The sequence below is a fragment of the Ruegeria profundi genome (assembly GCF_020171505.1).
In the GTDB taxonomy this organism is placed as follows: domain Bacteria; phylum Pseudomonadota; class Alphaproteobacteria; order Rhodobacterales; family Rhodobacteraceae; genus Ruegeria; species Ruegeria profundi.
Window position 1 is genome coordinate 1,054,928 of sequence record NZ_JAIUZS010000001.1, and the last position, 23,727, is coordinate 1,078,654.

The window sequence follows — 23,727 nt, forward strand, 5'->3', positions numbered from 1 at the left end:
CATCCGCGACCAAGGCCAACCCATCAAAGGACTGCCCTCATGAAATTCTTCGTAGACACAGCCGAGATCGACGCCATCGCAGAACTGAACGACCTGGGAATGGTGGACGGCGTGACCACCAACCCTTCGCTGATCCTGAAATCAGGCCGCGATATTCTGGAAGTGACCAAAGAGATCTGTGATCTCGTCGACGGCCCCGTTTCGGCCGAAGTGGTCGCAACCGAGGCCGAGGACATGATCGCCGAAGGCCGCAAGCTGGCCAAGATCGCGCCAAATATAGCCGTAAAGGTTCCGCTGACTTGGGCCGGTCTGAAAACCTGTAAGACCCTCAGCGACGAAGGTCAGATGGTCAACGTCACGCTGTGCTTTTCGGTCAATCAGGCGATTCTGGCGGCCAAGGCGGGTGCAACGTTCATCTCGCCCTTCATAGGCCGTCTGGACGATATCAACCTAGACGGCATGGACCTGATCGCAGATATCCGTCAGGTCTATGACAATTACGGGTTTGAAACCGAAATCCTCGCTGCTTCGATCCGCACTGTGAATCATGTGACGGACAGCGCGCGCATTGGTGCGGACGTGATCACCGCCCCTCCGGGTGTCATCAAAAAACTGGCTGACCATCCCTTGACGGATAAGGGATTGGAAAGCTTTCTGTCTGATTGGGCAAAGACCGGTCAGAAAATCCTCTGATTTTTGGCGCAGCCGCGCGGCGCTGTCAGGCGCCGCGCCGGGCCCAACTGCAAAACCTGATCTTTTGATCAGGATTTTGCAGGCGGGAGCCTTGGCAACACATACCAGCGTAAAATCCGATTTTGCCTGTATTTTTCCCAAGGCAAAATCGACATCTCATGTTATAAACCTGCCAACAAAAAAAGACCGGACGGGACATGAGCAGCAACACAAAACTCAAGGACAACCTCCGCGCCGCGATTCTGGCCGAGCCGGACGCCGTGCTGGACGACAAGGATTTGATGCAGGCACTGGTGGCCGCAAACGAACACGCACGCGGTGCCAACGTTATCGACCTTCGGGGCATCGCCATGCAGCGGCTTGAGGCGCGACTGGATCGGCTTGAGGACACGCACCGCTCGGTTATTGCGGCGGCGTATGAGAATCTGGCTGGCACCAATCAAGTACAGCGCGCCATTCTGCGCCTTCTGGAGCCGGTAAAGTTCGAGGACTTCCTGCAGACGCTTGGCAACGACGTAGCCGAGATACTGCGCGTTGATCATATTACGCTGGTTCTGGAATCCACGGTTATTCAGGAAGACCCGGCAATCGAAAAACTGGGTGGCGTGCTGACCGTGGTCGAACCCGGTGTGATCGACGCTTATCTCAGCAAGGATCGCAGCGGTCCTGTACGTGACGTCGTTCTGCGTCAGGTGCAACAGCCCAGCCCGCGGATTTTTGGCCTCAATGCCAACCAAATCAAGTCTGAAGCCTGCCTGAAGCTTGATCTGGGTGAGGGTCGCCTACCCGGCATGATCGCAATGGGTGCCAAGGATGGCAACCATTTCACCCCGCAACTTGGTACTGATCTTCTGTCGTTCTTTGCTGGCGTGTTCGAACGGTCGATGCGTCACTGGCTGTCGTGAGCCTGATTTCACCAGCTTGCCGTGATGCGTTACAGCTGTGGCTGGACAGCTTAGGCGCGTTGGCCGGGCGGTCCGAAAACACAAAAACTGCATATAGCGGCGACGTGACAGATTTTCTGACGTTCATGACCCTACACCACAGCGAGCGGCAGGGGCTAGCAGCGCTGGCACGGATCACCGTGTCAGACATGCGCGCGTGGATGGCGGATCAGCGGGCCTCAGGGGTCGGAGCCCGTTCACTGGCGCGCAAACTCTCGGCGGTGAAAAGTTTCTATCGCTGGCTGTCCGAGCGTGAAGGGTTTGAGCCCACCGCTGTCCTGTCGACCCGCGCACCAAAATTTACTAGGAAACTGCCGCGACCGTTGGCCGAAGATGCCGCTCGCGCCATGATCGAAACGGTCGAGGTGCAGTCGGCAAACGATTGGATTTCGGCCCGCGATGTTGCCGTTGTCACGCTTCTTTACGGCTGCGGGCTGCGCATCTCCGAGGCGCTTTCCCTGACCGGGACCGACGCACCATTGCCCGAAACCCTGCGCATTGTTGGTAAAGGCAACAAAGAACGGATCGTTCCTGTCCTGCCGGCTGCACGCGCGGCAGTGGACCGGTACCTGAAGCTGTGTCCTTACACGCAAACCGCTGACAAAGCGCTGTTTCGCGGCGTGCGCGGTGGTCCGTTGAACCCGCGTGCTATCCAAGGGGTTATGGCAAAAGCGCGGATGCAACTTGGTCTGCCCGCAACGGCCACCCCGCACGCCCTGCGGCACAGTTTTGCCACGCATCTTTTATCCGCAGGCGGTGATTTGCGGGCCATTCAAGAGTTATTGGGCCACGCCTCACTATCCACGACACAGACCTATACCGCAGTCGATACCGCACGGTTGATGGAAGTTTACAACCGCGCGCACCCAAAGGCCTGAGTTTTCAAGCCTGTCCCTGAAAAAAGCCGCCGCCTAAATCGCGCGTTTTTGCCCAGCAACGCCAAGTTAACAGCCAGACAACCAAGTTTGCGTGACTAATTTTCACACCTGTTCTTGTAAGGCTGGCAATCCGGGGCTTTTTGCTTTGCATCTGCTTCACGCATCGTCCATGACACCCCCATGACACTCAGATTCAAAGCACTTTCCGTCCATCTCTTCACGGCGACAGGCGCCGTTTTTGCAATGTTGGCCATGCTGGCCGCTGTCGAAGAAAAATGGAGCCTGATGTACCTGTGGCTGGTGGTTTCATTCGTCGTGGACGGCATCGATGGCCCCCTTGCCCGTCACTACCACGTCAAGAAAAACGCGCCGGAATTCGACGGAGAGCTTCTGGACCTGATAATCGATTATCTGACCTACGTGTTTATCCCAGCGTTTGCGCTGTTCAAATCGGGATTGATGGATGGCTGGACTGGATGGGTCGCCATCATAGTCATCACCTTTGCCAGCGCCATGTACTTTGCCGACACCCGGATGAAAACAAAGGATAAATCCTTTTCCGGGTTTCCCGGGTGCTGGAATATGGTCGTCATCGTGATTTTCGCGCTGGAACCTAATTTCTGGGTCATATTGCTGCTGGTCTCACTGCTTTCGCTGGCGATGTTCCTGCCTTTGAAGTTCATCCACCCAGTGCGGACCCAAAGATGGCGCAACGTATCGCTGCCCATTGCCTTCGCATGGACGTTCTTTGCAGGTTGGGCGGCTTGGGTTGATTTCCACCCGGAAAGCTGGGCGCATTGGGGTTTGGTGATTACCAGCCTTTATCTGGTGTTCGCAGGAATTGCGCAGCAAATCATTCCACAGCGCAAAAGCGCGGACTACAGAACCTCCTGAACCTCGAACTCGCTGCCGTTATGGGTGAAAACCTCGCCCTCTTGCAGGCCGGCCATGGCCAGATAAATCGGGCTTTGGGTTGAAATTCCCATATAGGTTTTTCCATCCACATCAAATCGCGTGGTTGAAACGCAAACAACAAAGCACCGGTTGTTGAACTTGACGACTGCGCCGGGCTGCACGGTATCTGTTACGCTGAAGTCCGTGTTTTCGATAACGTCGATCTTGGCGTGATGCGCGTGAACAGGTGCGTCGAAAGCCGCCGCCAGATCCGCATTCTCGCGCGAGGCGGCGATGTCGTCCTTGTCATGCCCTTCCCGGTCATCCAACTGAGAGTCCTTGAGAAATGCGTCGTAGTGGGCCTGCGCAGTCGCCAGCTCCTGCGCTTCCAATGACATCAATCGGTCGATAATGGCCTTTTTGCGGGCAGCCGGGTCTGATTGGGCGGTCATTCAATACGATCCTTTGAATTCTGCATCAGATACAGGTTGAGCCTCAACCGGCTTGATTGCAACAGAAATCCATCTTTTCAGATCAACAGGCCGGCCGCCCGTTCATGACGCAGCAGGGCAACCTTGGTTTCGATCCCGCCGTCGCCGGAAAAGCCCCCAAGCCCGTTGGCGGCCAGCACGCGATGGCATGGGATGATCACCGGGATTGGATTCGCCCCACAAGCCTGCCCCACAGGTTGCGCCGGCTGACCAAGCTCCTTGGCGATATCGCCATAGGTGCGGGTGTAACCCGTTGGAATAGCGAACATCAGGTCGCAGACTTTTTGCTGAAACGCTGATCCGGCGACGTGATATGGCAGATCGAACCTGTCCAGCCGCCCCTGATCATAGGCCATCAACTGCGCTGCGGCTTCTTGCAGCAAATGTGTTTCTGGCCCCTCGTTCCGGCCGCCCCATACAAGGCGCGTGATTGCGCCGTCGGTTTCTTCGACCCCAAGGCGACCAAACTGAGTATCAACGGCGATCATCGGCATGAGCGCAACGTTCCAGATCACCACCGGCAACGCAAGCGATGAAAGAAAAACCCCCGGCGGTTTGCCGGGGGTTTTATCAGTTAACTTAACGCCTCATCGCAGCGCTTGCAGACACCGGCATGTGAGTGGAGCCCCACATCGGGCAAAATCTTCCAGCAACGCTGGCATTTTTCGCCCACCGCCTTTTCAAAGACTACTGATACGCCTTCGATTTCCGGCACGCGAAACGCTTCGGCGGGGGTCGGGTCTCCGGTGACGGTCAAGCCCGATGTGATGCACATATCATCCACGTCGAAGGTTGCCAGCAAGTCGCGCGTGTCGCCTTCCTCAACATGGACGATCGGCGCGGCCTCAAGGCTGGACCCGATGACCTTGTCCTGACGCTGTATCTCAAGCGCGGCGGTGACAACACGACGGACGCGGCGGACCTTGGCCATGTTGGCTTCCAGATCGACATCTCGCCAGTCTGCCGGCGTATCCGGGAAGTCCACCATATGAACCGAGCTTTCATTGTCAGGAAAACGTTCAAGCCAGACCTCTTCCATGGTGAATACCAAGACCGGGGCCAACCATGTCGTCAATCGGTGAAACAGGATGTCGAGAACGGTACGCGCGGATCGGCGGCGCAGGGTGTCACTGTCGCAGTACAATGCATCTTTGCGCACATCGAAGTAGAAGGACGACAGATCGACCGTTGCAAAGGTGAAGATGGCGCTGAACACACCTTGGAAGTCAAACGCGGCATAGCCGTCACGCACCTGCGCATCCAGATCGGCCAGACGGCTAAGCACCCAGCGTTCCAGGCGCGGCATATCTTCGGGTGCGACGCGATCCGCTTCGGTGAAATCAGCCAGAGAGCCCAGCATGAACCGCATGGTGTTGCGCAGACGGCGATAGCTGTCGGCGGTGCCCTTCAGGATCTCGGGTCCGATCCGCTGGTCAGCGGTATAGTCGGTCTGAGCCACCCAAAGACGCAGGATATCGGCGCCGTATTGCTTGACGATTTCTTCGGGTACGATGGTGTTGCCAAGTGATTTGGACATCTTGTTGCCCTTGGCATCCAGCGTAAAGCCATGAGTCACGACGTTGCGATACGGCGCACGGCCCTTGGTGCCACAAGCCTGCAGCATGGACGAATGGAACCACCCGCGATGCTGGTCAGTACCTTCCATATAGACGTCGGCGATACCATCCTCGGTCCCGTCCTCGCGGTCGCGCAGAACAAAGGCGTGAGTCGAGCCAGAGTCGAACCACACATCCAACACATCGAACACCTGATCGTAGTCTTCCGGGTTGGCGATGCCGTCCAGCATTTGCTCTTTGAACCCATCGGTGTACCAGATATCCGCACCGTTTTCTTCGAACGCAGCCTTGATGCGCGCGTTCAGATCGGCGTTGCGCAGCAAATAGTCCGCGTCGGTGGGCAGTGCCCCCTTTTTGGTGAAGCACGTCAGCGGCACACCCCAAGCGCGCTGGCGAGACAGAACCCAGTCCGGGCGCGCTTCGATCATGGAATACAGGCGGTTACGACCGGTTTTGGGTGTCCATTTCACCAGTTCATCAATGGACCGCAGCGCACGTTCACGGATGGTGTCCCCCATCTCGCCCATACCGTCGTCCAGCTTGCGGTCGACCGAGGCGAACCATTGCGGCGTGTTGCGATAGATGATCGGCGCTTTCGAGCGCCACGAATGCGGATAGCTGTGCTTGATCTTGCCACGTGCCAGCAGCCCGCCGACCTCGGCCAGCTTGTCGATGACCGCCTTGTTCGCGTCACCCTCGCCACCCTTGCGGGACAGGATGAATTTGCCACCGAAGAACGGCAGATCGGCGCGGAACGAGCCATCGTCCATCACGTTATAGGTGATGACCTGCTCCAACATGCCCAGATCGCGGTAGAGCTCGAATTCCTCCATCCCGTGCGAGGGCGCACAGTGGACGAACCCGGTCCCTTCGGTGTCGGTCACGAAGTCAGCGGCGCGGAAGTCGCGGATATCATCCCATTCGCCATTGCCGCCTTCGGCCCCGGCCAGAGGGTGAGTCAGTTGAACGCCCGCCAGCTCATCGGTGGTCACGTCACGGACGCGGGTCCACTGATCATCGCTCAGGCGCGCACGGCCCAACACATCCGCCGCCAATTTGTCCGCCAGCAGGAACCTGTCACCTACATTGGCCCAGCATTCATCCGGCGTGCCGGTGACTTCGTACAAGCCATACGAGATGTCGTTGCCATACACCACTGCCTTGTTTGACGGCATGGTCCAAGGGGTTGTCGTCCAGATCACGACAAACGCATCATCCAAATCGCCCGCGTTCACTACCTTGAACTTCACCCAGATGGTGAAGCTTTCCTTGTCGTGATACTCGACCTCGGCCTCGGCCAGCGCGGTCTTTTCGATGGGCGACCACATCACAGGTTTCGAGCCCTGATAGAGCGTGCCGTTCATCAGGAACTTCATGAATTCGTCCGCGATCACGGCCTCGGCATGGTAGTCCATCGTGATGTAGGGGTCGGCCCAGTTTCCGGTGATACCCAGGCGCTTGAACTCTTCGCGCTGGATGTCGATCCAGCCCTCGGCGAACTTGCGGCATTCCTGACGGAAATCGACGATGTTCACCTCATCCTTGTTTTTGCCTTTCTTGCGGTACTGTTCCTCAATCTTCCACTCGATGGGCAGACCGTGACAGTCCCAACCGGGCACATAGCGTGCGTCATAGCCCATCATCTGATGGCTGCGCACGATCATGTCCTTGATGGTCTTGTTCAGCGCGTGGCCGATATGCAGGTGGCCGTTCGCATAGGGCGGGCCGTCGTGCAGGGTAAAGGGCGTGCGGCCTTCTTTCTCGCGCAGGCGGTCGTATACGCCGATAGTCTCCCACCGTTCCAGCCATGCGGGTTCGCGCTTGGGCAATCCGGCGCGCATGGGAAAGTCGGTCTTGGGCAGGTTCAGCGTGTCTTTGTAGTCAGGTGTCTGGATCGTGTCGGCGCACATTGGGGGCGTCCTTTGGATGATCTGGTCGTACTAGGATCGAAGCGGTCGGTGCGAAGTCTCAAACACCTTTGCCCGGCGTCTCAGAGGGTCAGAGCGCCGGGGATATAATTCGAATAATGATGGCCATATGGTCAAGCATGGCGGGCTTATAAGACGCCCGCGCCTAATGGTCCAGAGGTTCCGCCAAATGCGGCGAATGGCGCAGCTTGGCCCATCGGTTCAGCCACGCCAAGCCCGCCAGCGCCAGACCCAAAGCCAGCAGCGAGAACACCCGGATCAGCCCGCCCAGCCCCGCGATATCGATCAGGAACACCTTGGCCACGGCCAGTCCGATGACCGCAAGCCCCGCCTTGCGCATCACATCCGAGCGGCGCGCAAGCGATTGGTAGAACAGCACTGCGCCGATCACCAGCAAAGCCATGGTATAGGTGTAAAGCTCGGGCTGGGTGACGCCGTTGCCTTCGAACATTCCCCCTGCCCCCTGCCAGAGGTGGCGGATCATCAACCCCAGCCAGACACTCGCCAAGACACCTGCCACCCCCCAGCTTGCCCGCTTGACCCAAAGCGGAGTTCTGTGAATACGCCAGACCGAAAAACCGATGGCCAGTGCGGGCATCAGATAGGCTACTGCCAGCGTGTTCAGCACAGGCGGGCCCAGAACCGGTGGCGCAACCGGGCTGAGCAACGGGTTTGCGTCAAACAACGCTTGCCCCAGCCGCAACACTCCGTGCCCGGCAAAGAAAATGGCCAGCAGATAACGAGCATAGTTCAACTTGCCGCCCAGTTCGAACCTCTGCACCTGCGCAAAAGCCAACAGCAACCAGATGATCGCCAACAGGCTCAGCCCCCAATGACTGTTGGTGGCGTTGCCTTCGCCAAAGCTTTGCAGCCAGCGCTCCAACAACAGGGACAAAAGAATGCCCCCGGTCGCCCAGGCTGCGCTTTCAAGCAGCAGTTTCGCGACAGGGCGATCCATGGCCCAAAGCAGCATCCATCCGAGCACAAAACCAACAGTCGCCACGCTGTACACAAGCACCATTTCGATGATCGGCGCCATACCGGCCCAATCAAGACCGGGGTTCAGCACCAACCGCACTGTTATGGCAAAGACGCCCGCCCATATGAACCAGGCCATCGGTGGCAGAGTAAACTTCCGGTCTAATGCGGCAGCAACAACCACCATAGCGACCAAAGCAATCGTCAACGCCGCCGAGCTTAGTACAATGACGCAGGCAAAGGTCAGGCATGACAAGGCCGACAACGTGGCCAGCGCAGGGCGCATGCGGTTTTCGCCGTCAACGCGCGCAAACCGTTCAGCGAAGACAACCATCAACACGCCCAGCGCAATCGCATGCAGCGCCCAGGGGTAAGGTCCGATAACCGTTGCAGGATGCCAACCGACCTCAAGCGCGATGGCCATGGCGGGCGCAAAAACAGCCGCAGCCCCGGCCCAGACCGCGACGTAGCTGCGCGCTCGCATTGATCGCCAAGCCGCAGCCAGCGAAACCACGGCCCCCAGCACAGTCAGAACAGTGACGACCCAAGGGAAGTCTGCCTCAGGCGTTTCGGCATAGGTCTCGGCAAACTGGCGAAGGACAATACCGCTGTCCCATCCGTGCATCAAAACAAACCAGATGAGGCCAAGCGCGGGCAATGCGGTTGCGTCCTGTAACGCCTCGGCCCGCTGTCCCCAGACCATCAACCCAAGTGTCAGCCCCGACAGCAGTGTGACGCTTAACCAGAACTCACCCAAGGAATCCGGCCAGTGCAAGGATACAATGGCCGCGCTCACAGCCACCGCCGCAAAGCCCAATCGCGTCGGGAATTCCGGCCAAAAGTCCCCCTTCTTGCGTCCGATGATTGAACTGATCATCGCCCCGCTGTGGTTCGGCCAGACCTGGCGGACGGGAATGGCAATTGCGATCACGGCCAGTGCCGATACGCAAACCAGATACGCAGCCTCGGTCGAAGGCGCGGACAGCACCAGCAACAAGCAAGCGGAATAGGTGCCGAACAGCGTCAATACCGATATCCATGCCCATCGCCGCACTGTGTCGATCCCCAAACCCAAAGTGGCGGCGAGGAAGAAGTAGGCATACAGCCAGCTTGGGTTCTCGGACGTGCCGCCCACTACGAAAGGGGCAGAGAACGCTCCGATCAAACCGACAGCAGCCAATAAGGGGCCGTGAAACCACCCCAGCACCAGACCCACCACGGCAATGGCGACCATTGCGACCAACGCGGTTTCTGGACCGATGAGATCATAGAGCTGCCTTGCAGCCAGAACGCCTCCGAACAGGGTAACCAGCCCGGCTCCGGAAAAGACTGACGGCAGATAGGCCGTGGCCGAAGTTTCGTCATCACCATATCTGCGCCTGATGACCTCACCGGCAGCGATCAGCGCTACACCAAAAAGTAAGGCCGCACCAACGCGGGCAGATGGCGGCAGCAGGCCGCTCTCCACGCCGTATTGGACCAGAAAAATCCCCGCCAGCGCCAGTGAAAGGGCTGACACCGCGTAAAACCAGTTTTCCCGAAGCCAGGAGCCGAGCGCCGCAAGGCGATCTTCGCGAAATACAACCGCTGCGGGCGGCGTCTTTTCAGCAGCAGGCTCAACCGTTGGAGCCTCGGGCTTGGCCCATGGGGCGGGCTTCGATGCCTTGTCCGGTGCTTCGGTGGATTGGCTGGGTTGTTCGCTCTTTGGCTCTGGCAGCGCGCCACCAAGTGAGAGGATCTGCGCCTCTAAGTGCTCTACCCGGCGGCGCAGGCGCGTTTGGCTGACCAATAGAACGAGAATGGTGACCGGGATGGCCAGCACAACTAGTCCGACCAGAACTAACAAGGATTCCACGGGGTTCTCCGGGTTGTTGCCCCGTCAGGCTACCCTAAGTGCTTGGCCTGCAACAGTGTTGGTGGTCAGGGATGGAACAAAGATCCCACAAAAAAGGCGACCAACGCTGCGACACCTCCGATCGCAAAGGTTTCAAGGCCAGAACGCCACCAAGGCGACAAGGACCAGCGGCTTTTGAACGCGCCGATGGCGAAGAACACGCACATGGTCATGCAGGCCGAGACAACAAAAGCGTTTTCCACCGAGAACAAAAACGGCAACAAGGGCACCAAACCGGCAACAAGAAAGGCCAGGAACGTCGCGATCGCCGCCTTCAGGGGATGGGGATCAACGCTGCCCAACCCATACTCGCCCTCAACCATAAGGTTGATCCAGTTGTCATGGTTGGCTGTGATCGCATCTGTGGCTTCTTCCAAAATACGGCCGGTCAAACCCTTTTGCGCCAATATCTCGCGCACTTCGCGGCGTTCGCCGTCTGGATACAGCCGGATATGACGTTCTTCGGTGACACGGATACGGCGGATATTGTCCAGCTCGGCTTTGGTGCCGGAATAATTCCCGGCAGCCATCGAAAACCCGTCGGCCAGCACGTTGGCCAGACCCAAGGCCACGATAATGAACGGAGACAACCCCGCCCCCGCGACCCCGGCGACAATGGCAAAAGTGGTCACGGACCCGTCAATACCGCCGTAGACCACGTCTCTTAGAACCCCGCGCCCCGGCGGTGCATTGATCCGTTCTGCGATTTCCTGCTGGCTGTGTCCGTGGTCGATCATCGCTGGCTCCGGCTTTGTTATGCATCTTAGCGGGCCACAAGACTTTGCGCTGTATCAACTTTTCGAGAATAACCCACTGAGCGCACGTTTGATCATACCGCGGGTCGAGGGTTTGTGCCGTTTGGAAAACGGCAGCGGGCGACAGACCTCCATCGCGGCGACGCCGACCCGCGCGGTCAACGCACCGTTCACCAGACCCTCACCAAACCTGCGGGACAGTTTGCTTAGGACCGACCCGCCCAAGACCGGCTCAAGCAGATCATCTCCGACGGCCACAGCTCCGGTTGCAACGAGATGCACGAAAACAGCGCGGGTCAGCCGCCAACTGCCCAGAAACCCGGCTCGGCCACCGTAAATCTCTGCCACCCGGCGGATCATTCGCAACGAAGCCGCAAGCGCCGTTGCCACATCCGCAAGCGCCAAGGGCACCAGCGCAGTCACTGTTGCGACCTGCCGGGCTGCGGCCTCAACCTCGCGGCTGGCGGCGGCATCGAGGGGGGCCAGCAACTCATCCTCAGCCAAGCTGAACAGTGTCGAGGCGTCGAACTGTTCCCCCATCCGTTCTGCCAGCCGGTCGCGGCCCCATCGGGTTTCCTCGCGCCCTTTGTAGAACGCGATCAGTCGGGTTGTGACCTTTCGGGCCTGAGCCAGATCGTCTTCTGCAAGAGCTGAATCCACGGCCTGGCGCATCCCGTCCACGCGAGAGAGCCGACCAATCGCCGCCAGCTCTCGCACCGCGATGATCAGGGCAACCACAACCAACGCGCCGATCAGGACGGTGACAAACCAACCCAATACAGGCGCGCGCAGCAACAGTGAATTGACGAAATCCCACGCCGCAACGGACACCACCGCGCCAATAACAGCCACTGCCAGCCCCCAGAACCAGCGCGAAAGCTTTGACGGCTTCCGCGCCGCCAGCCGAACGGCTGTCTGCATGGCCTGCCCCTGCGGCGGGGCAATATCGGGCACTGGCGGGGCCAGCGACACGTCTGCGGCAGGTTCCTCTGCTTCCAGATCAATCAGTACCGGACCTTTAGCCATCCGCCACCTCACCCCTGCGCCAGACATATTTGATGTCCGGCAGGTTTTCGTCATTGTCTGCCCCATCACTGCGGTCGACTTCGATAAAACCGTTACGCTCATAGAACCGGCAGGCTCGTTGGTTGGCTTGAAAGGCAAACAAGGACAGTTCTTCCCGTTTGGTTTTTGCCTGATCCAACAGGCACCGACCAATCCCCCGACCGCATTCAGACGGCGTCAGGTACAGACAGTGGATCTCTGTCCCGTTCAGCGCCAAGAACCCCACGACACCTGCATTCGTTTCGGCAACCGTGACCCAGTGTTGGTCGATCATCCAGCCACCAAACGCGATGGTTTCGGCACCGGAATACAGCTCGGGCATCCATTCGTGTTCGCGGGCAAAGCCGTGCAGAATATCTCCGATACGACCGGCGTCCGTGGTGCGGGCTGGGCGGAGGGTTAGGGTCACAGCCGGTCTCCGATCAGAAATTGCGCCGCGCGATCCAGCCGGATATGCGGCGGGCCGTCTCCGGGACGCAGCGTCAGATGGGCAGGCGCAAAAGACATGAAACCAAAATCCTCGTTCAGCCAGCTTTCGGCCCCGTTGCGGGCCGGACCCAGCAGATGGGCCGGATCCTCGGGCAGGTTGCCGGGAAAAAAAGCAGCTTGCTTGCCATTCAGCAAGGTTCCGCGCACACAGGGCAGCTCAATCCCGTTATGGGTCCGCGTTTCCTCGGTGGTTGCGCGCAACGCAGCCAGCGACAACGCCGCCGTTTCCGCACCGGCAAAGCTGGCGCGGTCACGCGCGTCGCGGGTCAGGGCCTCCATGATATGGGTCAGGCGGGGGTGTTGCGTGTGATGCAGGTGGTCGGCCTTGGTGGCGGCGAACAGGATACGCTCAACCCGTTTGCCCAGCAGTAACTGGCTGAGCCATGCATTACGCCCCGGGCGAAACGCCGACAGGATATCTGCCATTGCATGGCGCATATCCTCGACCGCTTGCGGCCCCTGATGGATTGCCCCCAGCGCATCGACCAGAACGACCTGCCGGTCAATTCGGGCGAAATGGTCCCGGAAGAAGGGTTTCACGACCTGCGACTTATACGCCTCGTACCGCCGCGCCATTTCCCGGTGCAGGCTGCGCCGGGGCGCATGGCCATCGACGGGCAGTGGCGCAAAGGTCAGCACAGGTGACCCTGCAAGATCACCGGGCAAAAGGAATCGCCCGGGCGTACAGTCATAAAACCCGGCCTCCCGCGCGCCAGCCAGGTACTCCGCAAACGCCTTGGACAATGCCTGCGCCGTTGGCTCGTCATGGGCCGCCGCCGGGTCGGACGCTTTGGCCTGCGCCAGAAACTGTTCAGCTTCACGCCGCCCGGAAATGCGGTCCAGCGTCTCGGATGACCAAGCCTCATAGGATTTATCCAGAAGGGCCAGATCAAGCAGCCATTCGCCGGGATAATCCACGATGTCCAGATGGAGAGTCCGCGGCCCTTGCAGCCCCGCTAGCAAGCCCGAAGGCCGGGCCTTGAAGGACAGGCGCAGTTCGGACACGGCGCGCGTGCTGTCGGGCCAGTGCGGCTGCGGTCCGGTCAGCGCGGTCAGGTGGTTTTCATAGTCAAAGCGCGGAACCGTATCGTCAGGCTGTGGTTGCAGGTAGACGGTGTTTATCCGCCCCTCTTGCTGCGCAACGAGACCCGGCATCCGCCCCCTGTTCAGCAGATTCGCGACAAGGGACGTTATAAAAACCGTCTTGCCCGAGCGCGCCAGACCGGTGACGCCCAGGCGGATAACCGGCTCGAACAATGTCTCGGATACGCGATCGCCAACGGCTTCGACACCGCGCACAAGACTGTCTGCCAGGGATGAGATGACCAAACCGTCGCCCCGCTTTTTTCGTTTCGCCCAAGATAGGTAGAGGACACGTCACATGCCAGAGCTTTCCCGCCCTTGCCCCCTTTGGCGCGTCAGGGTACGAGCGGGCCATGCCTAGATACGCGCTGAAAGTTGAATACCACGGTGGGCCGTTTGCCGGATGGCAGCGCCAAAAGGATCAGCCATCCGTTCAGGGGGCGATCGAACACGCGCTATCGCGTATCCAACCCGGCGACCACACCATTGCTGCTGCTGGTCGCACGGATGCGGGCGTGCATGCGCTGGGTCAGGTGGCCCATTGCGATCTGGTGAAGGATTGGGACCCGTTCCGCCTGTCCGAGGCGCTGAACTATCACCTCAAGCCCCAGCCTGTGGCCATCGTCAAGGCCGCAAGGGTCGGTGATGACTGGCATGCCCGTTTCTCGGCTTTGGAAAGACAATACCTGTTTCGCATCCTAATGCGGCGCGCACCTGCGACACATGACGCCGGGCAAGTTTGGCAGATCAGCCATGATCTTGACGTCACCGCCATGCAGGCCGGTGCGGATGTTCTGATCGGACGGCATGATTTCACCACCTTCCGCTCATCCATCTGTCAGGCTGCCAGCCCGGTCAAAACGCTGGATGAACTGCGTGTCAAACTGGTTGAGGGATTTTCCGGCCCCGAGGTGCATTTCCACGTGCGTGCCCGGTCATTCCTGCATAATCAGGTGCGCAGTTTTGTTGGAACGTTGGAAAGGGTCGGCGCAGGCGCGTGGACACCCGAGGATGTCCGCAACGCGCTTGAGGCAACGGATCGCGCCGCGTGCGGACCGGTATGCCCACCGCAAGGTCTGTATCTGGCGCGGGTCGGTTATCCGGACCCGGTGTTCGACTAGACCGCGCGCATCAACAGGCCAAAGGCGATCACGGCGATAATCAGACCTGCCACCAATTCGATTGTGGGCGCCAGCACCGAGGCAAACCGGGTCGCCGAAGCCGAGGCTATCAATCCCCCGCGCAACCCAAACGAAGTCCAACCGACAAGGGTCGTCACCGTGGCTGTCCCCAGCGCCATTGCAAAAGCCCCGGCGATGCCAGCCATCGCAATGCCCATCTGCCAGGTCAGGATCAGCACAAACAGTGCTCCGGTACAGGGGCGTGCCGCGATGCCTGCGATCAGCAACACAGACTCGCGCAGGGTTCCGACCTGCGCCACCTCTTGGGCCGTTGGGCCATGTCGATGGCCGCAACTGGAACAGGTGCCGTGATCGTGATGATTATCTTGAGGCGTTGTTGCGCTGTGACTCCGCCGCGCGAAGCTGCGAATGGAACGCAGCACTAGCCACAGACCAATGGCGGCAATCGCTCCGTAACTGATTGGTGCCATGACCTGTTCAGTTGCGCCCACCAGGCTTTCACGTGACATCTGAAAGATCAGAACACCTGCATAGACCAACACGATGGCAGTGACTGCCTGCCCGAGGCTGGACAGGACGCTGATGGCAGACAGGCGCAGAAAAGCGACGTTGCGACCGAGCCCGTAGCCCCCGATCAGCACTTTGCCATGGCCGGGACCGATCGCATGGAAAAAACCATAGGCAAAACAAACCATCAGTAAGGTCGCGATGGCCGCAGGCTGCTCGGCACGCGCTGCACGCAGGGCACGGGCGATCTGGTTCTGGAATTCGCGTTGCTCACCTGCGGCCCAGGCCGCAAGGCTGTCAAACCCGCCGCTTCCCCAGAACCACAGCAATACGGCAATGGCTATAGCAACAGGAACAATCAGGTACTTGGACATGTAATAATAATCTCGGTTGCAAAGCTTTCACCGACCAACGGGATATCGTTTTCCTCAAGGTCGTAGTTGGCATCCAGCGTCAGCAGAAAGGCCCGCATTTGCGCCAACTCCGCATCAATGTCAGGGTCAATCCGGTCGATCTTGCACGACTCTGGCCCCGACACCTTTACGGGGCGCGTCACCTCGTAGGCGGTGTAAAATGTCTCATCATAGGCTTTGGCCGTCAGCGCAGCTGCCGGAACCCCACCGCCATCTACCGCCCTAATATGAGAGGTCACGATGCGTCCGTTCTCAGCCGTTGCGTCCGCCTCCATCGGGCCCGACAAGGCCACAGGCACGCCGTCTGCAAATACAACCAGATCACCGTTATATCCTTCGACCCACTGCGCGTCGAAACCTGACAGAATCTGTTCTTCCGTTTCGGTTAGAACGCCATCGGCATCCTGATCCAGCTTCATGTCTTCCAGCACCAGCAACGAGTAGAACTCATCATATGCCCAAGTCACACGTACGTGCGTCAGTTGGCCGGACTCGTCGACGATGAACTCTAACCCGGTGTCGATAAAAACATGCGGGTGCGCCGTGACCGAAAACGGCAGGCAGCAAATCATAAAAGGTGCAATCCAACGCATGAACGCAAGATAGGATCTTGGCCCGCGCGCGGCAATGCGTTTCACACAGAGCGCGCAGAATCCGGCCACCGGGTCAGGTTGGTGGAAACAGAATAATGGTTTGCAGGGCCGTACCCACCGGACCTTCGGTGTCGTACAGAACCGACTGAGACATTCCGATGCCGGACGGCTGCCAATGACACACCGACTCGGAGGCCAGCCAATCCGAGACAGGCTCGCGGTGGATTTGCACTGTCAGGTCCGTATTCATGAACCCCATCTCAGAGGTTGGTGCGTTCCACGAGATACCATTCCCGCAATCGGCCAGCGGGCAGAGCGCCTGAATCGGTGACGGCACTTCACCCTCCAGCAAGGCAGGGGTCTGCATCCAGACCGTTTTTGGCCCTGCCCCCTGATTGCCGCCCTTGGGGTACAGAACATTGGAATGATTAGCAAATCCCGGCAGTCCGTGACGTACTTCGCCGATTGGAAACGGACCTGCGACCGCATCTTCCAGCCGGGGGGACGGCATTTCTACATTCGGTACAGATCCAAGATCCCGGCGCGCAAGATGCATTGTCGTGGCCGTGGCGCAGAGCGAGTCGTTCAGGTCGTGCACCGTAACCCGCGTGGTGGCCAGCGTCTTGGTGTGGCGCGTTGTTTCCGCGGCAACCCGCAACCCGGTCAAGGGTTGCGGCCGTAGCAGATCAACCGTCAGGCGGGTTAACATCTTTTCCGGTCCCACCTCAGCCTCTGCTGCGCGTACGATCAGCCCGCTGACCGGCCCTGCGTGGCAGTGATCCGCTGACCACGGCCCCCGCGCAGGATCGTTGCCTACAAAAACGCCATCGTCGCGCAGATGAAAATAGGCCTGTTGGCTCAGGTCTTTTGTCCCGTTCATGGGGTGCCTCAATTGTGTTGTTTGGTCCTTCCACCCGGCAACCGGGCTTTACGTTCGATCAAAGAATGGCTTAGCTGCGCCAGCAATGTCCAGTTCGGTGACGGGGCGTTATTTCACTCAATTTGCAGCCGAGGAGGCGCGACATGGCATTGTTGATCGAAACCGGGCTGACAGACTGGATCAATGACAGCGACATTGCCCGTGACATTCGTCACCTGTATCCCGGCGCGGATGTGCGGACGCCGGATACCCTTGGTAATCCTGCCGATATCACGATGCTTGCAGTTGTCGGCTTGCAGGACACCCACCCGCAGCGCCTGCCCAATCTTCAGCTGGTTCAAAAGCTGGGCGCGGGGGTCGAAACGATCATCAGCAACCCGAATCTACCTGCCCATGTGCGCATTGCGCGGCTTAAGCCTGACGCCCCTGCACAGGGAATCGCCGAATGGTTCGTCGCCTATGTGCTGCGCCACCAGCGCCACATGACCTTTCACGAGGCGGCCCAGCGCCGTGCCGAATGGGTGCCCAAGGCACCGATCTACTCACCGGATACAGTGGTTGGCGTGCTGGGCTTGGGCCATATCGGGGCGCGCAGCGCCAGGATGCTGAACGCCGTTGGTTTTCAGGTGATGGGTTGGAGCCGCTCTGCCAAACAGATCGAAGGCGTGACCTGCCTGCACGGTGAGGCCGCTCTGCCTGATCTTTTGGGGCGATGCGATCATGTTTGCGCCATTCTGCCTTCGACCCCGCAAACTGTCGGGCTGTTCAATGCGGAAATGCTGGCCGCAATGAAACCGGGCAGCCAGTTGCTGAACGCCGGGCGCGGAGACCTGATTGACGAAACCGCCCTGATCACGGCATTGGAACGTGGAACACCGGGGCATGCGGTGCTGGATGTAACCTCAACAGAACCGCTGCCGTCCCAAAGCCCGCTGTGGAAACATCCCGGCGTTACGATCACACCACATGTCTCGGGCTGGCATCTGGGCGAGGCTTTGGCGGATGTTGCGGAAAATTTCCGACGGTTGACCGCAGGCGAACCCTTGCTGCACGAGGTCGATAAATCGCGCGGCTACTAGCTTCGGATCAAGGGGTCAGAATCCAGTTGCCGCTGGCATCGCGGCACCGGCGGGTTCGGACCTCACGCGGTTGATCAGCGCCTTCAGGCTGAATGATGTGCTGTAGATGCACGCAATTGTCCCGCACATCACGCACGCGGATCGTGCCTTTCGAACCGGTTTCATCATTGGTCCAAACGCGTTCTTCACCCACCTGGGGCGTCGATCCCGACAGCATCGCAGTCGACGCGGCATTCAGAACGTTAAAATCCGCAGGCGTCAGCCCCATTTCTGCAATTATGCGCGACAGCGGTTTGGCCTGACCGGTTGAGGCCGTTGCCAGCACACATATCGCAACCAAGGTAGAAAGAATTCGGGCTGTCATACTCGCCTCGCCTGACTGAAATAATCTTGCGCTCAAGACTATACTGGCAAACGGTGCGGGCCAAGCCCCGCGCAGTGACCTTCAAATTATACCGAACAAACCTAGTGGGACTCTGCCGGTTGGTCCGTAACTGCAACCGGCCCATAGTCCCCACATCAAGAATCAGAGGACACCGATGGCAAACCCGACCTATTTCGCGCCCACGGGCGGCCACCCTGGCCAGGACCAGCTTTTGACTGACCGCGCCATGTTTACCGAGGCCTATGCGGTGATCCCAAAGGGCACAATGCGCGATATCGTCACCAGTGCCCTTCCGTTTTGGGAAAAAACCCGCCTTTGGGTCCTGTCCCGGCCGCTGAGCGGATTTGCCGAAACCTTTTCGCAGTACATCATGGAAGCTCAGCCCGGCGGCGGCAGCGACCGCCCCGAGACCGACCCATCAGCCCAGGGCGTACTGTTTGTCGTCGAAGGTGCCGTAACACTCGCTCTGAACGGCTCCGAACATGTTCTAGATACTGGTGGATATGCTTATATCCCGCCCGGCAGTGATTGGACCTTGCACAACCGAACCGAAGAAATCGCGCGATTCCACTGGATTCGCAAAGCTTATGAGGCCGTGCCCGGCCTGCCAGCACCTAATCCGATCATCACCAATGAACGCGACGTTACCCCGGTCGAAATGCCCGACACCCAGGGGCGATGGTCCACCACCCGGTTCGCCGACCCTCAGGATCTGCGCCACGACATGCACGTAAACATCGTCAATTTTGAGCCAGGCGGCGTGATCCCCTTTTGCGAAACGCATGTGATGGAACACGGGCTTTACGTGTTGGAAGGTAAGGCGGTTTACCGGCTCAATCAGGACTGGGTCGAGGTTGAGGCCGGTGATTACATGTGGTTGCGCGCCTTCTGTCCACAGGCCTGCTACGCTGGTGGGCCGGGACGATTCCGCTATCTTTTGTACAAGGATGTGAACCGTCATATGCCGCTGTCATTGGCAAAACGCCACGGCTAACCCCGCTTTTTGCGGCGCGGGGGTTCACAGAGGCGCTTTAATCTGGTGAAATAACACCTGTTTTTAGCACTGGAGATTGTTCAATGGTACTGCGTGGATCCCTGCTGGCACTGGCAGCTATAGTTGGCCTGACGGCCCTTGAGGCAACCCCTGTTGCCGCGAAAGAGACCAAATCGGTTTCCGTCATGAGCCGCACCTGGGCTATCACGCAGGTCGCGGATACTCCGGTCGTGTTTCGCGCCACCCGCGACAACAACAACCTGAACCCGTTTGGCCCGCCGCCCCGTCTGCGTACCATTCAGGCTATTGCCGCCATTCAGGCGGCCACCGGTTGCAAGCCGATCGTGGCCAGCATGTATCAAAATATCTCGGGTCAGTTTTTCTCGCAGGTTAGCTGCAACTGATTCTTTCACCGGGCGGGCATTGAGGTCGGCGCACCCCACTGCCATAGCTTGCGCATGAAACTCGCAATCAATGGATTCGGCCGCATAGGTCGCACGATTCTGCGGCAACTGCTTGCGTTGCCGTTGGGCAAAGATATTGAGCTGGCGTTGATCAATGATATCGCGCCGCTCGAAACCTGCACTTATCTGTTCAAATACGACAGCACGTTCGGCCCCTACCCCGGCACGGTCGAGTCTGCAGATGGCATGTTGGTGGTTGACGGACACGCCATCCCAATGACGCACAACCCGGACCTGTCCTGCGTTGATCTGACCGGGGTCGACGTCCTGATGGATTGCACAGGTGTGGCGCGCACCTCTGACGTTGCGAGCCAAGGCCTGACCGCCGGGGCGGGAAAAGTGCTGATTTCCGGCCCCTCGCCCGCGACCGAAGTGACCATCGTTCTGGGGGCGAATGAAGACACATTGGGCAATGCACGGATCGTATCAAACGCGTCCTGCACCACCAATGGGCTGGCCCCGCTGGTCAAGGTAATCGACGGAATAGGTGGCATTGCTTCGGCCCATATGACAACCATTCACTGCTACACCAACAGCCAGCCTATGGTTGACGCCCCGCGCGGCGATCTGGCTCGGTCGCGCGCCGGAGCCCTGTCGATGGTGCCCACCACCACCAGCGCCACGCACCTGATCGACGAAGTTATGCCGCATCTTGCGGGCCGCATTTCAGGCGCCGCCGTACGCGTCCCGACGGCCAGCGTTTCAGCCGTAGATCTGGTCGCTACGCTGGAACGCGGGATGTCCGCCCCCGACTTTGAAGCCGCGCTGCGCAACGCGGTTGCGCAATCCCGCGTTCTCGGCTGGACTGATCACCCGCTGGTGTCATCGGACCTGCGCGCAAGACCCGAGTCTCTTGTGATCGCCGGTCCCGAGATACGTATGGTTGGCGAAAATCAAATCCGCGTCTTTGGTTGGTACGATAATGAGTGGGGTTTTTCGGCGCGCATGATTGATGTCGCCCGTCTTATGGCGCAACCCTGATCCCGCACGCGGGCGCAGCTGGCGGGAGAGCTCGGCTTAGCTTGCGACCACCTCATATGGCTCGTCGAACCAAACCTCCTCCAGATTGGCACCATCGCCGATCCGATCCACAACGGCGAATAGGCCAGGGTCATGCAAGGGTGTCAGAACCCCATGCCACGTGCCGCGCCGGTAATTCACGCCCTGCCCAGGTGCCGTGACGAAGGCCAAAGGCCGCCCCGGCCGTCCATCGACATCCGGCGCGACAACAACCAGAAAGGGTTGATGCGTCATGGGAATAAAGGCCTGACTGCCCGCAGGATGCCGTTCGACCATGTCCAGCCGGTACGGCAGGTGCCTTGGATTTGCGCGGAACAGGCTGATACCTGCACGACCATCGGAAAAATCCAAACCGGCAAGGTCGTGATACCGGCCACACTGTCCCTGATTGATAATCTTGTCCGGCTCTCCTGAAACCTCAAGGACATCACCAAAGGGCGCAAAAGCCGCTGCGGTCAGCGGCGCGGCAACAATCCGGGTCATGATGGCAAAAGATCGCGCAGACGAAACTCCGCGATGCGCTCTACCTGGCGGCAGGCCTCTGCGAACTCTGTATCGCGATCCTGCGAAATGCGTCGTTGAAACGCTTGCAGGATTGACGCTTTGTCGTGATCCCGCACAGCAATGATGAACGGAAACCCGAACTTCTGTGTGTATTGCTGGTTCAGGTCGGTAAAGGTCTCTCGCTCCTGATCCGTCAGCGCATCCAACCCGGCCGAGGCCTGCTCGGACGTGCTTTCCTGCGTCAAACGCTTTGCCTGCGCCAGCTTGCCCGCCAGGTCCGGATGAGCTGTCAGGACGCCCAACCGCTCTTCTTGCGAGGCCGAGCGGAACATACGCGTCAGCGCGTTATGTAACCCCCCGGCAGTGTCATGGGCCGGACCAAGCTCAAGTTCATAGGCGCGCTCAGCAATCCAGGCGGAGTGCTCAAAGACCCCGCCGTAGGTGCCTACAAAGACGTCGCGGGTCATCAGTGAGGGTTTTGGGTGCTGGGCTGGCGGGTTCTGTGCCGCCCAATGCTCGGCGATCTGCAGGCGCGTCGCGAACCAAACATCCGAGAACCCGCGTGCGTAGTCCAAAAATCGCCTCAACGCCATCACGCGACCCGGACGTCCGATCAATCGGCAATGCAGGCCGACAGACAACATCTTGGGCGCACCTGCCAAGCCTTCGGCATAGAGCGCGTCGAAACTGTCCTTAAGATACGCGTAGAACTGATCACCTGAGTTGAACCCTTGCGGCGTGGCAAACCGCATATCGTTGCAGTCCAGAGTGTAGGGAACAATCAACTGGTCGCGCCCTTCGACTTGCGTCCAATAGGGCAGATCATCGGCATAACTATCCGCCACATAGGTAAATCCGCCTTCCTCGGTTGCCAATCGAACGGTATTCTCTGAACAGCGCCCGGTATACCAACCGCGTGGACGCTCTCCAACAACCTCGGTATGCAGTCGAATGGCTTCGGCGATGTCTGCACGTTCCTGCTCTTCCGGCATATCCTTATACTCGACCCATTTGAGGCCGTGGCTGGCGATCTCCCAACCCGCATCCTTCATCGCCGCAACCTGATCGGGCGATCGGGCCAAAGCAGTCGCCACGCCGTATACTGTGATCGGAAGATCATGCATCAAACGATACAGGCGCCAAAAGCCTGAGCGCGACCCGTATTCATAAATCGATTCCATATTCCAGTGACGTTGACCGGGCCATTGCGCGGCGCCGACGATCTCGGACAGGAACGCTTCGGATGCCGCGTCACCATGCAAAACATTGTTTTCACCACCTTCTTCGTAGTTCAGCACGATCTGCACGGCCAGTTTTGCACCACCGGGCCAATTGGCGTTGGGTGGGTTCGCACCGTATCCGATCATGTCGCGAGGGTATCTGGGCGGCTTCATGACAACTTCCGTTCTTAAGCGTTTCGACAGCCTTACCGCATAAATGCGCCCGTGATTATCAAACTAATCCGAACGCTGCTTCCAGTTCTTTCGGCATTTCCACTATTTTGAACTTTGCGTCAGACTGCGACAAAGCAAAAGACAAATCAAAGGAGCTCCCCTTGGCCGGCTATTTGACAACTCATGTTCTGGACACAGCCCGTGGCTGCCCTGCCGAAGGGCTGAAGATAACGCTGTACGAGATCACCGGAGACACCCGCCGTAAGCTCGCTGAGACCGAAACCAATTCAGACGGGCGCACCAACAGCCCCATCCTGCCACAAGAAAGCTTCAAGGTTGGCACCTACGAATTGATCTTCTCTGCCGGAGAGTATTTGCGCGGCACAGGTCAGGGTGCGGAGGATCCCCTGTTTCTGGATCAGATACCAATCCGGTTCGGCATGTCAGATCCAGAGGCGCATTACCACGTTCCCTTGCTGCTATCGCCCTACGGCTATTCAACGTACCGGGGCAGCTAGGAGAACCCGAATCCCTCCCGCCCGTCGGGGCCCCTTTTGGGGCACCTTCCGTTGGGCCAAGCGCCGCACCTTTCAGGCGCGGCGCGGTCGCAAGACGAAACTCATGTACCGCTAAAACTCATGCAGCCGCGCCGCGGCCAAGCCGCGGCGCCGGGCCCAACGCTG

Annotated in this window: 24 protein-coding genes; 10 read left to right on the forward strand and 14 right to left on the reverse strand. The window is 59.1% G+C overall.

The window, feature by feature from the left end; genetic code table 11:
• Positions 1 to 39: 39 nt before the first annotated feature.
• The 4 genes from fsa to LCM21_RS05120 all read left to right on the forward strand — a co-directional run bounded on the left by fsa (position 40) and on the right by LCM21_RS05120 (position 3,409).
• Complete coding sequence (fsa, locus tag LCM21_RS05105) at positions 40 to 693, forward strand: fructose-6-phosphate aldolase (RefSeq protein ID WP_224889595.1); 654 nt, start codon at positions 40 to 42, stop codon at positions 691 to 693.
• A 197-nt stretch (positions 694 to 890) separates the two neighbouring features.
• Positions 891 to 1,598 (forward strand): DUF484 family protein, encoded by a 708-nt coding sequence (locus LCM21_RS05110; protein ID WP_224889596.1) that lies wholly within the window; start codon positions 891 to 893, stop codon positions 1,596 to 1,598.
• On the forward strand, positions 1,595 to 2,515 hold the full coding sequence (locus LCM21_RS05115; protein WP_224889597.1) for a tyrosine recombinase XerC: 921 nt from the start codon (positions 1,595 to 1,597) through the stop codon (positions 2,513 to 2,515). The genes LCM21_RS05110 and LCM21_RS05115 overlap by 4 nt, the downstream gene beginning before the upstream one ends.
• A 180-nt stretch (positions 2,516 to 2,695) precedes the next feature.
• Entirely contained in the window at positions 2,696 to 3,409 is a 714-nt protein-coding gene (locus tag LCM21_RS05120) for a CDP-alcohol phosphatidyltransferase family protein (protein ID WP_068337681.1), read from the forward strand.
• Here the strand turns inward: LCM21_RS05120 and LCM21_RS05125 are convergent.
• The 8 genes from LCM21_RS05125 to LCM21_RS05160 all read right to left on the reverse strand — a co-directional run bounded on the left by LCM21_RS05125 (position 3,394) and on the right by LCM21_RS05160 (position 13,915).
• Positions 3,394 to 3,861, reverse strand: coding sequence for a hypothetical protein (locus LCM21_RS05125; RefSeq protein WP_068337683.1), 468 nt, complete (start codon positions 3,859 to 3,861; stop codon positions 3,394 to 3,396). The genes LCM21_RS05120 and LCM21_RS05125 overlap by 16 nt on opposite strands.
• Before the next feature lie 77 nt (positions 3,862 to 3,938).
• Positions 3,939 to 4,394, reverse strand: coding sequence for a methylated-DNA--[protein]-cysteine S-methyltransferase (locus tag LCM21_RS05130; RefSeq protein ID WP_224889598.1), 456 nt, complete (start codon positions 4,392 to 4,394; stop codon positions 3,939 to 3,941).
• Positions 4,395 to 4,474: 80 nt separating this feature from the next.
• On the reverse strand, positions 4,475 to 7,387 hold the full coding sequence (gene ileS, locus LCM21_RS05135; RefSeq protein WP_224889599.1) for an isoleucine--tRNA ligase: 2,913 nt from the start codon (positions 7,385 to 7,387) through the stop codon (positions 4,475 to 4,477).
• A gap of 163 nt (positions 7,388 to 7,550) precedes the next feature.
• Positions 7,551 to 10,238 (reverse strand): DUF2339 domain-containing protein, encoded by a 2,688-nt coding sequence (locus LCM21_RS05140; protein WP_224889600.1) that lies wholly within the window; start codon positions 10,236 to 10,238, stop codon positions 7,551 to 7,553.
• 65 nt (positions 10,239 to 10,303) lie between these two features.
• Positions 10,304 to 11,014 (reverse strand): VIT1/CCC1 transporter family protein, encoded by a 711-nt coding sequence (locus LCM21_RS05145; RefSeq protein WP_224889601.1) that lies wholly within the window; start codon positions 11,012 to 11,014, stop codon positions 10,304 to 10,306.
• Positions 11,015 to 11,068: 54 nt separating this feature from the next.
• The gene (locus LCM21_RS05150) at positions 11,069 to 12,058 is read right to left on the reverse strand and encodes a YcjF family protein (RefSeq protein WP_224889602.1); all 990 of its coding nucleotides are present in this window, start codon (positions 12,056 to 12,058) and stop codon (positions 11,069 to 11,071) included.
• Positions 12,051 to 12,506 carry a GNAT family N-acetyltransferase gene (locus LCM21_RS05155; RefSeq protein WP_224889603.1) on the reverse strand — a complete coding sequence of 152 codons (456 nt, stop codon included), beginning with the start codon at positions 12,504 to 12,506 and terminating at the stop codon, positions 12,051 to 12,053. The genes LCM21_RS05150 and LCM21_RS05155 overlap by 8 nt, the downstream gene beginning before the upstream one ends.
• On the reverse strand, positions 12,503 to 13,915 hold the full coding sequence (locus LCM21_RS05160; RefSeq protein WP_224889604.1) for a YcjX family GTP-binding protein: 1,413 nt from the start codon (positions 13,913 to 13,915) through the stop codon (positions 12,503 to 12,505). Before LCM21_RS05160 ends, LCM21_RS05155 begins: the two co-directional genes overlap by 4 nt.
• A gap of 107 nt (positions 13,916 to 14,022) precedes the next feature.
• On the opposite strand from LCM21_RS05160, the gene truA reads away from it, so the two are divergent.
• Positions 14,023 to 14,790 (forward strand): tRNA pseudouridine(38-40) synthase TruA, encoded by a 768-nt coding sequence (truA, locus tag LCM21_RS05165; protein ID WP_224889605.1) that lies wholly within the window; start codon positions 14,023 to 14,025, stop codon positions 14,788 to 14,790.
• Here truA and LCM21_RS05170 read toward each other — a convergent pair.
• The 3 genes from LCM21_RS05170 to LCM21_RS05180 are packed head-to-tail and all read right to left on the reverse strand — an operon-like array spanning position 14,787 to position 17,204.
• Positions 14,787 to 15,692, reverse strand: a complete 906-nt coding sequence (locus LCM21_RS05170; RefSeq protein ID WP_224889606.1) for a nickel/cobalt transporter — start codon at positions 15,690 to 15,692, stop codon at positions 14,787 to 14,789. The genes truA and LCM21_RS05170 overlap by 4 nt on opposite strands.
• The gene (locus LCM21_RS05175) at positions 15,677 to 16,369 is read right to left on the reverse strand and encodes a DUF1007 family protein (RefSeq protein WP_319003899.1); all 693 of its coding nucleotides are present in this window, start codon (positions 16,367 to 16,369) and stop codon (positions 15,677 to 15,679) included. Before LCM21_RS05175 ends, LCM21_RS05170 begins: the two co-directional genes overlap by 16 nt.
• 28 nt (positions 16,370 to 16,397) lie before the next feature.
• On the reverse strand, positions 16,398 to 17,204 hold the full coding sequence (locus tag LCM21_RS05180; protein WP_224889607.1) for a thioesterase family protein: 807 nt from the start codon (positions 17,202 to 17,204) through the stop codon (positions 16,398 to 16,400).
• A gap of 143 nt (positions 17,205 to 17,347) precedes the next feature.
• Here LCM21_RS05180 and LCM21_RS05185 point away from each other — a divergent pair, with 143 nt between their 5' ends.
• Positions 17,348 to 18,283: a 2-hydroxyacid dehydrogenase gene (locus LCM21_RS05185; RefSeq protein ID WP_224889608.1), complete on the forward strand. Its 936-nt coding sequence runs from the start codon at positions 17,348 to 17,350 to the stop codon at positions 18,281 to 18,283.
• 7 nt (positions 18,284 to 18,290) lie between these two features.
• On the opposite strand, the gene LCM21_RS05190 is transcribed toward LCM21_RS05185, so the two are convergent.
• Positions 18,291 to 18,647: a hypothetical protein gene (locus LCM21_RS05190; RefSeq protein ID WP_224889609.1), complete on the reverse strand. Its 357-nt coding sequence runs from the start codon at positions 18,645 to 18,647 to the stop codon at positions 18,291 to 18,293.
• A 175-nt stretch (positions 18,648 to 18,822) separates the two neighbouring features.
• On the opposite strand from LCM21_RS05190, the gene LCM21_RS05195 reads away from it, so the two are divergent.
• The 3 genes from LCM21_RS05195 to LCM21_RS05205 all read left to right on the forward strand — a co-directional run bounded on the left by LCM21_RS05195 (position 18,823) and on the right by LCM21_RS05205 (position 21,107).
• Positions 18,823 to 19,662, forward strand: coding sequence for a bifunctional allantoicase/(S)-ureidoglycine aminohydrolase (locus LCM21_RS05195; protein ID WP_224889610.1), 840 nt, complete (start codon positions 18,823 to 18,825; stop codon positions 19,660 to 19,662).
• Positions 19,663 to 19,745: 83 nt separating this feature from the next.
• Positions 19,746 to 20,066, forward strand: coding sequence for a hypothetical protein (locus LCM21_RS05200; protein WP_068337709.1), 321 nt, complete (start codon positions 19,746 to 19,748; stop codon positions 20,064 to 20,066).
• A gap of 54 nt (positions 20,067 to 20,120) precedes the next feature.
• On the forward strand, positions 20,121 to 21,107 hold the full coding sequence (locus tag LCM21_RS05205) for a type I glyceraldehyde-3-phosphate dehydrogenase (protein WP_224889611.1): 987 nt from the start codon (positions 20,121 to 20,123) through the stop codon (positions 21,105 to 21,107).
• Positions 21,108 to 21,143: 36 nt separating this feature from the next.
• Here the strand turns inward: LCM21_RS05205 and LCM21_RS05210 are convergent, their stop codons facing one another.
• On the reverse strand, positions 21,144 to 21,629 hold the full coding sequence (locus tag LCM21_RS05210) for an ureidoglycolate lyase (RefSeq protein WP_224889612.1): 486 nt from the start codon (positions 21,627 to 21,629) through the stop codon (positions 21,144 to 21,146).
• Positions 21,626 to 23,044 (reverse strand): allantoinase PuuE, encoded by a 1,419-nt coding sequence (puuE, locus tag LCM21_RS05215; protein ID WP_224889613.1) that lies wholly within the window; start codon positions 23,042 to 23,044, stop codon positions 21,626 to 21,628. The genes LCM21_RS05210 and puuE overlap by 4 nt, the downstream gene beginning before the upstream one ends.
• 161 nt (positions 23,045 to 23,205) lie before the next feature.
• Here puuE and uraH point away from each other — a divergent pair, with 161 nt between their 5' ends.
• Positions 23,206 to 23,562 (forward strand): hydroxyisourate hydrolase, encoded by a 357-nt coding sequence (uraH, locus tag LCM21_RS05220; RefSeq protein WP_224889614.1) that lies wholly within the window; start codon positions 23,206 to 23,208, stop codon positions 23,560 to 23,562.
• Positions 23,563 to 23,727 lie beyond the last annotated feature (165 nt).

What these genes read in the sequence shown, in the direction of transcription:
- fsa (WP_224889595.1), top strand. Translation starts at nt 40, where the DNA reads ATGAAATTCTTCGTAGACACAGCCGAGATCGACGCCATCGCAGAACTG.
- LCM21_RS05110 (WP_224889596.1), top strand. Translation starts at nt 891, where the DNA reads ATGAGCAGCAACACAAAACTCAAGGACAACCTCCGCGCCGCGATTCTG.
- LCM21_RS05120 (WP_068337681.1), top strand. Translation starts at nt 2,696, where the DNA reads ATGACACTCAGATTCAAAGCACTTTCCGTCCATCTCTTCACGGCGACA.
- LCM21_RS05125 (WP_068337683.1), bottom strand. Translation starts at nt 3,861, where the DNA reads ATGACCGCCCAATCAGACCCGGCTGCCCGCAAAAAGGCCATTATCGAC.
- LCM21_RS05130 (WP_224889598.1), bottom strand. Translation starts at nt 4,394, where the DNA reads ATGCCGATGATCGCCGTTGATACTCAGTTTGGTCGCCTTGGGGTCGAA.
- ileS (WP_224889599.1), bottom strand. Translation starts at nt 7,387, where the DNA reads ATGTGCGCCGACACGATCCAGACACCTGACTACAAAGACACGCTGAAC.
- LCM21_RS05145 (WP_224889601.1), bottom strand. Translation starts at nt 11,014, where the DNA reads ATGATCGACCACGGACACAGCCAGCAGGAAATCGCAGAACGGATCAAT.
- LCM21_RS05150 (WP_224889602.1), bottom strand. Translation starts at nt 12,058, where the DNA reads ATGGCTAAAGGTCCGGTACTGATTGATCTGGAAGCAGAGGAACCTGCC.
- truA (WP_224889605.1), top strand. Translation starts at nt 14,023, where the DNA reads ATGCCTAGATACGCGCTGAAAGTTGAATACCACGGTGGGCCGTTTGCC.
- LCM21_RS05170 (WP_224889606.1), bottom strand. Translation starts at nt 15,692, where the DNA reads ATGTCCAAGTACCTGATTGTTCCTGTTGCTATAGCCATTGCCGTATTG.
- LCM21_RS05180 (WP_224889607.1), bottom strand. Translation starts at nt 17,204, where the DNA reads ATGAACGGGACAAAAGACCTGAGCCAACAGGCCTATTTTCATCTGCGC.
- LCM21_RS05185 (WP_224889608.1), top strand. Translation starts at nt 17,348, where the DNA reads ATGGCATTGTTGATCGAAACCGGGCTGACAGACTGGATCAATGACAGC.
- LCM21_RS05190 (WP_224889609.1), bottom strand. Translation starts at nt 18,647, where the DNA reads ATGACAGCCCGAATTCTTTCTACCTTGGTTGCGATATGTGTGCTGGCA.
- LCM21_RS05195 (WP_224889610.1), top strand. Translation starts at nt 18,823, where the DNA reads ATGGCAAACCCGACCTATTTCGCGCCCACGGGCGGCCACCCTGGCCAG.
- LCM21_RS05200 (WP_068337709.1), top strand. Translation starts at nt 19,746, where the DNA reads ATGGTACTGCGTGGATCCCTGCTGGCACTGGCAGCTATAGTTGGCCTG.
- LCM21_RS05205 (WP_224889611.1), top strand. Translation starts at nt 20,121, where the DNA reads ATGAAACTCGCAATCAATGGATTCGGCCGCATAGGTCGCACGATTCTG.
- LCM21_RS05210 (WP_224889612.1), bottom strand. Translation starts at nt 21,629, where the DNA reads ATGACCCGGATTGTTGCCGCGCCGCTGACCGCAGCGGCTTTTGCGCCC.
- puuE (WP_224889613.1), bottom strand. Translation starts at nt 23,044, where the DNA reads ATGAAGCCGCCCAGATACCCTCGCGACATGATCGGATACGGTGCGAAC.